Origin of the sequence: Klebsiella sp. Lac1, assembly GCF_009825425.1 — a bacterium.
GTDB lineage: Bacteria > Pseudomonadota > Gammaproteobacteria > Enterobacterales > Enterobacteriaceae > Klebsiella > Klebsiella electrica.
In genome coordinates this window covers 1,773,800-1,785,598 of record NZ_VJZJ01000001.1, presented here as the reverse complement: position 1 = coordinate 1,785,598, position 11,799 = coordinate 1,773,800, and the positions used below count along the sequence as shown (strand labels likewise).

The 11,799-nt window shown below is 57.2% G+C and carries 10 protein-coding genes; 8 read left to right on the top strand and 2 right to left on the bottom strand.

Annotated features, from left to right (window positions below; translation table 11 throughout):
* The first annotated feature begins 188 nt into the window (after positions 1–188).
* From FNY10_RS27170 to FNY10_RS08460, 5 genes are all read left to right on the top strand, one after another.
* Entirely contained in the window at positions 189–311 is a 123-nt protein-coding gene (locus tag FNY10_RS27170) for a hypothetical protein (RefSeq protein WP_255410868.1), read from the top strand.
* Positions 312–401: 90 nt separating this feature from the next.
* Positions 402–2,447, top strand: a complete 2,046-nt coding sequence (gene dcp, locus FNY10_RS08470; protein ID WP_160704906.1) for a peptidyl-dipeptidase Dcp — start codon at positions 402–404, stop codon at positions 2,445–2,447.
* Between the two features lie 229 nt (positions 2,448–2,676).
* Positions 2,677–3,120 carry a hypothetical protein gene (locus FNY10_RS08465; protein WP_131050236.1) on the top strand — a complete coding sequence of 148 codons (444 nt, stop codon included), beginning with the start codon at positions 2,677–2,679 and terminating at the stop codon, positions 3,118–3,120.
* A gap of 246 nt (positions 3,121–3,366) precedes the next feature.
* On the top strand, positions 3,367–3,492 hold the full coding sequence (locus tag FNY10_RS27165) for a hypothetical protein (protein ID WP_255493179.1): 126 nt from the start codon (positions 3,367–3,369) through the stop codon (positions 3,490–3,492).
* Positions 3,493–3,987: 495 nt separating this feature from the next.
* Positions 3,988–4,218 carry a hypothetical protein gene (locus tag FNY10_RS08460; protein ID WP_100683814.1) on the top strand — a complete coding sequence of 77 codons (231 nt, stop codon included), beginning with the start codon at positions 3,988–3,990 and terminating at the stop codon, positions 4,216–4,218.
* Positions 4,219–4,307: 89 nt separating this feature from the next.
* On the opposite strand, the gene bla is transcribed toward FNY10_RS08460, so the two are convergent.
* Positions 4,308–5,183, bottom strand: a complete 876-nt coding sequence (gene bla / locus FNY10_RS08455) for a PLA/ORN/TER family class A beta-lactamase (protein WP_160704907.1) — start codon at positions 5,181–5,183, stop codon at positions 4,308–4,310.
* 293 nt (positions 5,184–5,476) lie between these two features.
* Between bla and FNY10_RS08450 the strand changes: the two genes are divergently transcribed.
* Together FNY10_RS08450 and FNY10_RS08445 are read left to right on the top strand one after the other, a co-directional pair.
* A complete protein-coding gene (locus tag FNY10_RS08450; RefSeq protein WP_202395525.1) occupies positions 5,477–5,740 on the top strand; it encodes a hypothetical protein in 264 nt (87 codons plus the stop codon).
* A gap of 99 nt (positions 5,741–5,839) precedes the next feature.
* A complete protein-coding gene (locus FNY10_RS08445; protein ID WP_160704908.1) occupies positions 5,840–6,940 on the top strand; it encodes an AAA family ATPase in 1,101 nt (366 codons plus the stop codon).
* Between the two features lie 274 nt (positions 6,941–7,214).
* Here the strand turns inward: FNY10_RS08445 and FNY10_RS08440 are convergent, their stop codons facing one another.
* Positions 7,215–10,322, bottom strand: coding sequence for a beta-galactosidase (locus FNY10_RS08440; protein ID WP_160704909.1), 3,108 nt, complete (start codon positions 10,320–10,322; stop codon positions 7,215–7,217).
* 220 nt (positions 10,323–10,542) lie between these two features.
* Between FNY10_RS08440 and FNY10_RS08435 the strand changes: the two genes are divergently transcribed.
* Positions 10,543–11,607 carry a LacI family DNA-binding transcriptional regulator gene (locus tag FNY10_RS08435; RefSeq protein WP_160704910.1) on the top strand — a complete coding sequence of 355 codons (1,065 nt, stop codon included), beginning with the start codon at positions 10,543–10,545 and terminating at the stop codon, positions 11,605–11,607.
* Positions 11,608–11,799: the final 192 nt, after the last annotated feature.

Sequence of the window (11,799 nt, the reverse complement as noted above, 5' to 3'; positions counted from 1 at the left end):
GGGAAAAGACGATTCCGGTCTAAAAATCAGGCGAACCTTGCCGAAAAACAGGTCAGAAAGCATTCATGGCATGAATTGATCATCGACACTGTATGGGGATTGTTATTCTGCCGCCACACGACAGAAGCGCGCAGGATTGACACTGAAATCCTTGCTGCGTCGGCGTTTTTTGCCTGAGGAGGGTTCCGATGAACGAATGGGAAGAAGACGAGAGCATCTCAACGCACGCCACCTTAATCAGCACGGCTATCGATATTCTTGGCGTTACGGGGGCGCTGCTGGTCGCCTGCATTTGCTATTTTTTGTTATGACCGCGTTCCCGCTCGCCTGTAGGCGGAAATCATTGCGGTCAATCAATGAGTTGCCTAATCTTACTGGATTACCGAGTCCAGGAGATGATGATGGCCGACAATAACCCCTTTTTACGCGTCAGTCTGTTGCCTTATCAGGCACCCCATTTTGAGCTGATTGACGATACCCATTACCGACCGGCCTTTGATGAAGGGGTTCGCCGTCAGCGGGCAGAGATTGCCGCGATAGTGGATAACCCGGCGCCGGCGGACTTTGCCAACACGCTGGTCGCGCTCGAGCAGAGCGGTCAACTGCTGGCACGCGTCACCCGGGTGTTTTTCGCCATGGCCGGGGCGCATACTAATCCGACGATCCAGGCGCTTGATGAGCAATTTTCTGCTGAGCTGGCGGATCTGGGAAATGATATCTGGCTTAACGAGGCGCTGTTCCAGCGCGTGAAACAGGTATGGCAGCAGCGTGACGCCTGGCCGTCAGATAGCGAGTCCCGTCGGCTGCTGGAGATCACCTGGCAGCGTTTTACCCTTGCCGGTGCGACCCTGGCCGCTACGCAAAAAACGGAGCTGCGGGTTTTGAATACCCAGGCGGCGGCTTTGCAGAGCCAGTTTCAACAGCGGCTGCTGGCGGCGGTTAAATCCGGCGGCCTGGTGGTCGATGACGCAGAGCTGTTAGCGGGACTCAGCGCTGAGGAGATTGCCGAAGCCGCAGACGCCGCGCGGGAGAAAGGGCTGAGCGGCCGCTGGCTGTTGCCTTTGCTGAACACCACTCAACAACCGGCGTTGCTCGCTTTACGCCATCGCCAGACGCGTGAGAATCTGTTTGCCGCGGGCTGGACACGTAATCAGAAGGGCGATGCGAATGATACCCGCGAGCTGGTACTGCGCCTGGCGGAGCTCCGTGCCCGGAAAGCTGAACTGCTGGGCGTCGCGGATTACGCCAGCTGGTCGATGGCCGACCAGATGGCGGCAACGCCCGAGGCGGCATTTGCGTTCATGCGGCGGATAGCCCCGGCGGCCCGGGCCAGAGCGGAGCGGGAGCTGGCGGATATCCAACGGGTGATTGATAGTGAGGGCGGCGGTTTTAAGGCTCGGGCCTGGGACTGGTTGTACTACGGCGAACAGGTGCGCCGGGCGACGTTCGCCATCGATGAAGCGCAGTTAAAACCCTATTTCGCCCTCGACCGCGTTTTACAGGACGGCGTGTTCTGGACAGCGTCGCAGCTGTTTGGTCTGCGTTTTGTCGAACGCTTTGATATTCCGCTGTATCACCCGGATGTCCGGGTATGGGAAATCTTTGACGCCAACGGGGAAGGCCTGGCGCTGTTTTACGGCGACTACTTCTCGCGGGATTCGAAAAGCGGCGGGGCGTGGATGGACGTCTTCGTTGAGCAATCCACGCTGCTGGCGCAGCATCCGGTGATTTACAACGTCTGCAACTACCAGAAACCGAAGGCCGGCCACAGTGCGCTGCTCTCCTGGGATGAGGTCATCACCTTATTCCATGAATTTGGTCATGCGCTGCACGGGCTGTTTGCCAGTCAGCGTTACGCCAGTCTGTCGGGGACCAATACGCCGCGCGATTTTGTTGAGTTTCCGTCGCAGATCTATGAGCACTGGGCCAGCGAACCGCAGGTGTTCGCCCACTATGCGCGCCATTATCAGACCGGGGAAGCGATGCCGGATACGCTGCGTGAGCGTATGCTGCGCGCGGCGAAGTTTAATAAGGGTTATGACATGAGCGAGTTGCTGGCGGCGGCGCTGCTGGATATGCACTGGCATAGCCTCTCGTCGGCGGACATTCCGCACGATGTCGATAGCTTCGAAGCGATGGCGTTGCGTCAGGAGCAAATGGACCTGGCCGCGGTGCCGCCGCGCTATCGTAGCAGCTACTTCTCGCATATTTTCGGCGGCGGTTATGCCGCGGGCTATTATGCTTATCTGTGGACGCAGATGCTGGCCGATGATGGCTATCAGTGGTTTGTTGAGCAGGGCGGCTTAACCCGCGAAAACGGCCAACGCTTCCGCGAGGCGATTTTGTCGCGCGGCAATAGCACGGATTTAGCTGAACTTTATCGCCAGTGGCGCGGGCACGATCCAAAAATTGAGCCGATGCTGGAAAATCGCGGACTGAGCGAGTAGAGCGTTTTATCGAGTAAAAGAGGACCGGGCCCAGAGCCCGGTTTTTTTATCCATTTTGTTTCCCTAAAATCCCCCCAAAATAACGCTTTAAATTCTGCTAAATTGGCGTCGAAGTAGCAAAGAGGCGTTTGACATCCTCCCGTCCGTAAAACAGCGCGATGGCTGAAGGCCTGGAGAGTGGTGTATAATGCACGCAAATAAAACACATGGATAGGTGCAGGTATTTGTTTTGAAACGTTTTTCTTTTATTCCCCTGGTTTTTTTAGCCTTCACAGCAACAGCAGAATCTCGATATAACGTCTGGCATAAACATAACGGGATAATGGCGGATACCACTCAAACACAGGATGGTCGCCCTGTACTGATTAGTTTTGCATACCAGGGAACTCCGGGAGCAAATCTGGTTGTTTCTTATACTGAATATGGTGACTGTAATCACCGTCGACCAATAACCAAATTTCAGATTAATAATATAAGCGTTGATGCAAAAGAAAAGTGCTTTCCAATGAAGGGGAATATAAGAGCGCTTCACTATATCATTGAGGAATATAGCGTGTTGCAGTATTTTCATACTCAACTGGAAACCGGGTTTACGGTGATTCTGCAAAACAATATTCGTGTCTGGGTGGCTAATTATAATCACCCGAGAGCGGGGAACCTTTCGCTCTGGTAATAAAAAGACGGCTACGTTTCCTTTCTCCGTTCGTCAGCGTCTTGCTAAAGCATAGTTCAGAACGAAAAAAGACCGCCCGTTCATGGGCGGCCGACCAATTAATAAAGTCAATACATCATCGTCACATGGGGTGTCTTTAAGGCAACTCCCGCGCCTGGTGTGTAAAGCGCGAGGATAGTATTCCGCAGTATTATGAAGAGGATATGACACCCTTAGCGTGTGGAATGGTCTGTGCAGGAAAGGGAAATGGCGGTTTGCCGCCGTTCAATGGTGAACTGTACCGGGCTGGTGGTAATGCGCCATACCCTGTTTTGTCATGCACGTCGTCATGACCCCATCGAACCACATGCATTTATTCTGCACGATCCGTGAAGAGGGTCGGCTAAAAAATGCCCCGGCTATCAATGCCAGTATAAAGGCCAGAAACGGAATAATTTTATGTGTTCTCACTGGTAAGCCATCCGGTATTGCAGGTCATGTCTGGCAATCTACACCATCAAGATGAATGTAAAGTGACGATCTTTTAGATCCTCAGCAAGTGGGCAAGAAATCCCCCTTTTTACCACGCTAATGGGCGTTCAGGAAAAAGGGGGGTGAAATGACACTATCAACATTTCAAAAGTCACAACCGGTAGGTATCGCGATGCACAATACCACTAAATCATCAACGTGGGCGTCAGTTGACCAGAGTATTTGGTTATGATGAATTCGCAGGCGTGCGGGAAAATCAGCGACGTCCTGTGCGCTGCACGGCGTGGTTAAACAAAGGAATATTAACTCTTTGTCATTAATATTTTTTTGCTATTTATTTTCCTCCGCTTAGACGAGAATATCCTCCGATAATAAAATGGCTGAAAAGGATCCGCTATGTTAGAAAAATACTTCCAGTTTGATGGCGATAGCGACGACGCAGCTATCGAGAAGCATAAACGTTTGCTCGCTGTTCAGGCGGCATTAGAAATTTCGAAAGCCGCCGTCTCTTCATCAACCGCAAATTCCGGTATTCGTAGCCAGATGGATTTACGTAATGTGGCTCAGGAAGTCGCCTCCTTAGCCGACGCCATTCAGGATGCGCTCGAAGGCTACGAGGAAAACTAATCCCGGCCATCGCGTCAGGCCTCGCGTTGGCGAGGCTTTTTTATTTCAGGAAGCGCGCATTCTCCGGGGGCTTCTGATGCGTTGCCCGGCTAGGGCGTTTTCTCGTCTGCGGCCCAGTGCGCGACCAGCGTTTTGCCGATAGCCGCAATCTGTTTATTGCGCTCATCCATGGAGGCCGGGGTCCCGGTCAAATAAATCACCACGATACGCCCGGCTTTTCCGTCCGGGCCGAGAGCGGCAATGATCCCGCGTGAGCCGCGATTGCCGGCCCCGGTCTTATCGGCAATAAACCAGCCCGCTGGCAGCGCGGATCGTAACAGCGGCCCCGCCACTTTATCCTCGACCATCCAGCGCTGTAACTGCTGCTGCGAGGCGGGGGAAAGCACGCGGCCGGTCAACAGATTTCGCAGTGTTCTGGCCATCGCTTGCGCAGTGGTGGTATCGCGCACGTCGCCCGGCCGCGCTTCATTGAGTTCCGTTTCCCAGCGGTCGAGTCGCGAAGTCTGGTCGCCGCTGTGGCGCAGGAAGGCGGTGAGTCCCTGCGGGCCGCCGAGGGTGGTCAGCAGCAGGTTTGCCGCCGTATTATCGCTCAGGGTAATGGCGGCGGCGCACAATTCGCCCACGGTCAGCCCAGCGGTAAGGTGTTTCTCCGTCACCGGCGAATATTCCACCAGATCCTGCTGCCGGTAGTGGATCCGGCGATCGAGCTGTTCTTCACCGGCATCGACGCGCGACAAGACCGCGCCGCAGAGCAGCACTTTAAAGGTGCTCATCATCGGGAATCGTTCGTCCGGGCGATAGCCGGCCAGCAGCTGGCCGGAAGCTAAATCCAGTTCGGCATAGCCGACCCGACCCTGAAGCTGGCTTTCGGCATGTTTAACTGTCGCCACCGTGGCTTCATGCGCCCATCCGGGGAGCGCCAGGGCGGCTAACAATGGCAGAAGGGCGAATCGATATTGACGCATAGCGGAGTGTTTCCCTGGAGGTTGTTGTAGACCAGCTAAGCTGGCTGGTTTTTGCCGACGTCATGGAAAATAAAGAAAAAAATAACGGTAAATAAGCGCTGTGAGATTCACAATTTCTCTTTTTTCCTTCATCATCAGCCAGTTTTTACCCGTAATAATCAATGCTTAGCTGAGTATATGAAAGAGTTTTTTTCATTCGGGCTGCGATGAACTATAAGAATGTACTGAAGGTTGAGTAAATGCTCTACGCCGTTGGCAATCACGTATTAACCATTGATCCATCCGGGAGGAACATGGTGGACCCGCTAATTAAGGTCATGCTGGTGGGGGGAAAGGCGGATGGCCTGCTGGTCAGCGTCGCCGGTACCGCGACGGAACTGTCCGTCACCGCCGCGCAGTATGGCGCGAAATCCGGCAACCCGCTGAGCTATCGGATTGTTTCACAAACGATCGATGATGAGCGCTATTTTTTCGGCGTGTTTAGCGAAAGCCATGACGATGCTGACAAGCTCAAACGCGTGGCCCTGACCCGGGGCATGAAAAAGTCTCTCCGCTGAGTGCGTCCGCGCCGGGCGATTGATCTTCGCCCGGCCTGACCATGTTATCATCCCCTTGTTTGCCACCGCCGTAGCACGGAGTTTTTCATCGGGAGCACCATGATTCACCATATCCGCATACAAAATTTCAGGTCGGTCAGGGATATCGAACTGGAACTGGGCGCGCTCAATATCGTGTTTGGGCCGAATGGCTGCGGCAAGTCCAATATCTACAAAGCCATTCACCTGTTAACCGCCTCCGCTGACGGCAAGTTCTCCAGCTATATCAGCGAGGAGGGCGGCCTGGAAAATGTGATGTGGTCGGGGCGAACGGCGCCCACGGCGCGCCACCCGCGACGGTTGCAAATTTCCTGTCTGACCGGCGAGTTCGATTATGAACTTCAGGTGGGCTTCCCGGAAAAGCTGCCTTATCCCACCCAGTTTATGCTCGATCCGATTGTCAAAGAGGAGTCCATCTGGCTGGCGGGATTCTCCCGGCGACCTTCCGCCAGGGTTTTGCAGCGTAAAAACCAGGCTGCGTTCCTGCTCGATGTCAACGGCGAGAAAAATACCTTCACCGACACGATTTATGAAAATGAATCGATTTTTGGTCAACTGGGCGAGCCGCACCGCTTCCCGGAAGTCTCTCGCGTCCGGGAAACCATGCGCCAGTGGCGTTTCTACCACGAGTTTAATATCGGCCGCCATTCGGCGCTCCGCCATCCGACGGTAGGTTACCGTTCACCGGTCCTCGACAGCGACGGGCACAATCTCGCCGCCGCTTTTCAGACGATTGTCGAAATTGGCGCCGAAGAACTTCTGCACGAGATTCTGGCCGCCGCCTTTCCGGAGTGCGCGTTCTTTTGCGAAAACGAAAACTCGCGTTTCTCGATTAAGATGCGGCGCAACGGAGTGTCTCGCCCGCTGCTGGCGGCGGAAATGTCGGACGGTACGCTGCGTTTTTTATGTCTGGCGGTCGCGTTGTTGAGTCCGCGTCCGCCGGCATTTCTGGCGATCAACGAACCGGAAAACAGCCTGCACCGGCAGATGTTCCCGGCGCTGGCCAGGCTGATTGTCGAAGCCTCACGCTATAGCCAGATCTGGTTGACCAGCCACTCAGCCGAGCTGGCGGCGCTTATCTCCGCGCAGGCCGCCAGCCGGATATACGAGCTGGAAAACAGCGACGGCGAGACGCGAATTAAAGCCGCGGTGGGCGGATAATATTAGCGGCCTGTCTGGCCGCTAAGTTGCGGTTTACGCGGCGTTGTTATAGCCAGCGGTCGGCAGCGCATTTTTCGCCCCGATACGGTTCACGATATTCCTGGGTTATTATACTCGTCATCATTCCAGTTGCCTGATATTGGCGGCACGCTGTTTCCGGCGTGATACTCGCCATCCCGGTCTTTTGGCCCGGATTCTGCCCATTTCCGCCACGCTGCATCCCGAATATGCGGGTATAGCCGTTTTAAAGGGGGCGCGAGCCCCCGTTAAGGGTTTAGCGTAGAGACACAGAGAGCTGGTACTGCCAGCGGGTCCCGAGCAGCAGCCACTGCGGCAGCACGCTCGGTGTCCAGGAGTCATCGCCGCCGACGCCCATATGCGCGCCGTCGAGGGTTATCCAGACGCCTTTTTCCGGGGTCATCCGGTGCCAGTGGTCGGTTTCCATCAGTTGCGCGGTGCTGTAGGGCTGAACCGAGAAGTGGAAGTCGCCGGTCACCTGCCAGCGCCCCCAGTCCAGCGCTTTGTTGTCGCAGCGCAGGCCGTTTTCTGTCGGGAAAATATAGGGCGTGCTCATCGCTTCCAGCGGAAGCTGCCAGCGGGCGAAACAGGCGCTGCTCTTGCGGTCAGGATAGTTTTCATGCGGCCCGTAGCCGAGCCAGGAGACCGGAGCATGCTGGTCAGGAACCTGGAAGTGCAGGCCCACGCGCGGCAGCGGCGGCAGCGTCCCGGCCCGCTCGCCGCTCACCGTCAGGTGCAGACGGCCATCGCGGGTAAAGGTCATCCGCCACTGGCTGACGATGACCACTTCGTCACCGCGCAGATAGTGCCAGCGGCTGTCGACGATGGTCTCATGGGCCAGGCGCTGCGCGGTACACTGGACGCAGCGCACATCGAGAGTATAAAGTCCGGCGCTTTTCCAGCGCTCAACCCAGGCGTTGGGGTCGATACGATCCGTCTCGCTCACGCCGATATCGTTGTCCAGCGGGGCGCGAACGAACTGGTCGCGCAGCGGAGACAGCAGTTGCTCTGCGCCTTCCGCCAGCCAGTGAGTTAACAGGCCGCTCTGACGATCGATAATCCATTGCTGGGATCCCTGACGGACGGTGAAGCGCTCATCATCGATGGTCAGCTCCGGCGCTGGACCGACGACGGCGGGCGCCGGTAAGGCCAGCGGGGCGGCGAGGGCGAACTGCGCCCAGGCCACGCGGTGCCCGGCAGCAGACCACGGCGTCGCCTGCGGCTGAACAACCTCCAGCGTCAGCCAGACCTCTCTGGCGCCTGGCGGTAAGGTCAGGTTGTCGCACAAGGTAAAATCGCCGTGGCCCTGCGGCGTGAGGTTCAGCGTAAGGCTGCCGCTGGCCACGGTTTCGCCGGCGGACTGCACCTGCCAGTTCAGCACTTCATTATCCGTGGCGCGGAACAGGTATTCGCTCTCGACCGCGATCCGCAGCGGGGAGTGCGCCAGCAGAGCAAACTGGAAATATTGCTGGGCATGTTTTGCTTCAGTCAGCGCAGGATGAGGGCGGCGATCCGGGAATACCAGCCCGTTCATACAGAACTGGCGGTCGTTCGGCTTGTCGCCAAAATCGCCGCCGTAGGCCCAGCCCACGCTGCCGTCATCGAAGGTTTTTTCGATGGCCTGATCCGCCCAGTCCCAGATAAACCCGCCCTGCAGGCGCGGATATTCCCGGAAGGCCTGCCAGTAATCGGCAAAATTACCGAGACTGTTGCCCATTGCGTGAGCGTATTCGCAGAGGATCAGCGGTCGCTGTTCGCCGGGCAGACCAATCCACTTTTTAATGCCCCATTTCGGCACCGCTGGAATCGGCTGATCGCGTTCCACGCGGGCGTACATCGGGCAGATAATATCGGTCGCCGCGCTGTCGGCACCGCCGCCTTCGTACTGGACCGGCCGCGTAGGATCTTCGCGTTTCAGCCAGCGATACATGGCTTCATGGTTGGCGCCGCAGCCGGACTCGTTCCCCAGCGACCAGATAATAATCGACGGATGGTTACGGTGGCTTTGCAACATCCGGGTGATGCGAGCGCTGTAGGCCGGCAGCCAGGCCGGATCGTCGGACAGGCGGTTCATTGGCACCATGCCATGGGTTTCGATGTTCGCCTCATCGACCACGTACAGGCCGTAGCGGTTGCACAGTTCATACCAGCGTGCGGCGTTGGGATAGTGCGAGCAGCGTACGGCGTTAAAGTTATTCTGCTTCATCAGCAGAATGTCCTGCAGCATATCCTCTTCGCTCACCACCTGGCCGCGCTGATGGTGGTGCTCATGGCGGTTCACCCCGCGGATCAGCAGCGGTTTGCCGTTGAGCAGCAGCAGGCCGTTGCTGATTTCCACCCGGCGAAAGCCGATGTCCCAGGCTTCGGCTTCGACCAGCTCTTCGCCGCGCCACAGAGCAACCACGCTACGATAGCAGTGGGGCGTTTCCGCGCTCCATTGCCGCGGTTTTTCCACCGCCAGCGCCAGCGTCGCCCGTTCGGCATAATGGCCCCGTTCATCAACCGGCGCAGAACCTGGCCGCTGGCGCTGGCGGGCAATCAGCTGTTCGCCGTCCCACAGGCTGACTTCAGCCTCCAGCCCGGCCAGCTGTTCGTCGGCGGCAGCGATGGTCAGATTGACCCGCAGTTCGCCATCGCGATACAGCGCATCCAGCAGCGGGGATATCTGCACATCGCTCAGGTGCTGCTGCGGTTTGTTGAGCAGCCACACCGAGCGGAAAATCCCGCTCATGCGCCACATATCCTGATCTTCCAGCCAGCTGCCCGCGCTCCAGCGCATGACCATCACGCACAGCCGGTTTTCGCCCGCCCGCAGGTAGGGGGTGAGATCGAAAGCCGCCGGCAGCCGGCTATCCTGGGAATAACCGACCCACGCGCCGTTGCACCACAGATGAAACGCGGAGTTAACGCCGTCAAAAATAATTTGCGTCAGGCCATCGGTCAGCCAGCTTTGCTCCAGGGTGACGTTGAGCGAGTACAGGCCGGTCGGGTTCTCTTCCGGCACCCGCGGCGGCGGCGTATCGATGGGGTAGCGAACGTTGGTATAAATAGGCGCGTCGTAGCCTTCCATCTGCCAGTTAGAGGGCACCGGCGTGCTGCGGCTCGTATCGGGATCGCGCTCGAGCCAGCGGGAATCGACGGCAAACGGGCTGGGGGACCAGGAGAACTGCCACTGCCCGTCAAGCAGGCGGAGGCGGTCGGAAGGGCGGTTGTCCCGGGCGTCGTCGAGTGATCGCCAACTGGCAAACGAGGGGCGAGCCGCTAAGCGGTTAAGGTGAGTAATGGTCTGATTTTGCCAGTCTTCACGGGCCAGCACGTCCTGAAACGTCAACGAGCGAACCGCGTTTGAGTCATGTTGTTGCATCGGCATACCTGACGGATAAGTGAGAAAAATGTCATTCGTTAGACAATGATGATGTCGTTATCAGGTATTTTTATTCAGGCCGCAATACTGGCGAAAATGAAACCGACTCACGATCACGAAACTCCAGGGTAAACGCTGATTTTTGTCGTCAATAAGACATAAAATGTTAGCGGGCGACATTTGCCGTCATCAGACCAATTTTGCGCAGACAGGGGGGATTATGCAGCGGCGTTCGGCAACCTTAGACGATGTGGCCCACGAGGCCGGTGTTTCGCAGCAAACGGTCTCCCGGGTGCTGAATCGTCCCGATGTAGTCTCCGCGCGGACCCGCGAGAAAGTGATCCGCGCGATGCAGGCGCTGCATTATGTTCCTAACCGTTCGGCGCAGCTGCTGGCGGGAAAAGCGGCGCCTTCAATCGGGCTGATTACGGCGTCGCTGACGCTGCACGCGCCGTCACAAATCGCCTCGGCGGTGAAAAGCCATGCTGGCGCTCATCAGCTGGAGGTATCCATCGCCATGCCGGAACGCAGCGACTACGCTTCACTGCAGACCCGGCTGGATGAGTTCCGTGCTCAGCATATTCGCGGCGCGATTATCAGCCTGCCGCTGGAGAGCAGCATCGCGGAACGGCTGGTGAAGGAAAATCCCGATATTGCCTGTCTGTTTCTTGATGTGTCGCCGGAGACGGAGGTCTCCTGCGTGCGCTTTGATCATCGTGACGGCTGCGGCGCCTGCGTGCGCCATCTCTGGGAACTCGGCCATCGCGAGTTTGGCCTGCTGGCCGGCCCGGAAAGCTCGGTCTCCGCCCGGATGCGCCTGGGCAGCTGGCGGGAAACATTGCATCGTCTGGGGGTGAGTCAGGCCGTGACGGTATTTGGCGACTGGAGCGCCGCCAGCGGCTGGCAGAAAACCTTTGAGCTGGTTCATCTGCAGCCGCGGATCAGCGCCATCGTCGTGGCCAATGACCAGATGGCATTAGGGGTACTCAGCGCGCTGGCGCAGCTTAACCGCACCGGTCACAGCGCCATCTCGGTCACCGGCTACGACGATACGGCGGACAGTCTTTACTTTCAGCCGCCGCTGACCACCGTGGCGCAGAACTTCGATCTGCTGGGTAAACGCGCGGTGGAACTGCTGACCCAGCAGATGGCGGCGCCGCAGGTGCCTATTTGCGAACTGCTACCCACCCGCCTGGTCGTCCGTCAGTCAACCTGGCCGCGTGAGGGAGAGTCTCACCGCGAGCCGCTGATTGCCGAGCTCAAAGCGCTGGTGGATAAACTCTAAGCGGATTGCGGTTTAACTTTTATTGAAGATAACTATGCTAGCGTACGGTCAGGCGTAGAAGGAGATGGACATTGCCTCTGCGTAAAATGCAAAACACAATCTATCCATGCAAGCATTTATTCACCGCCAGCTATCTGGCGGTTTTTTTTTGCCGCTATTTCCGCATTTGTCACCGCTATTTTCTTTTATTCT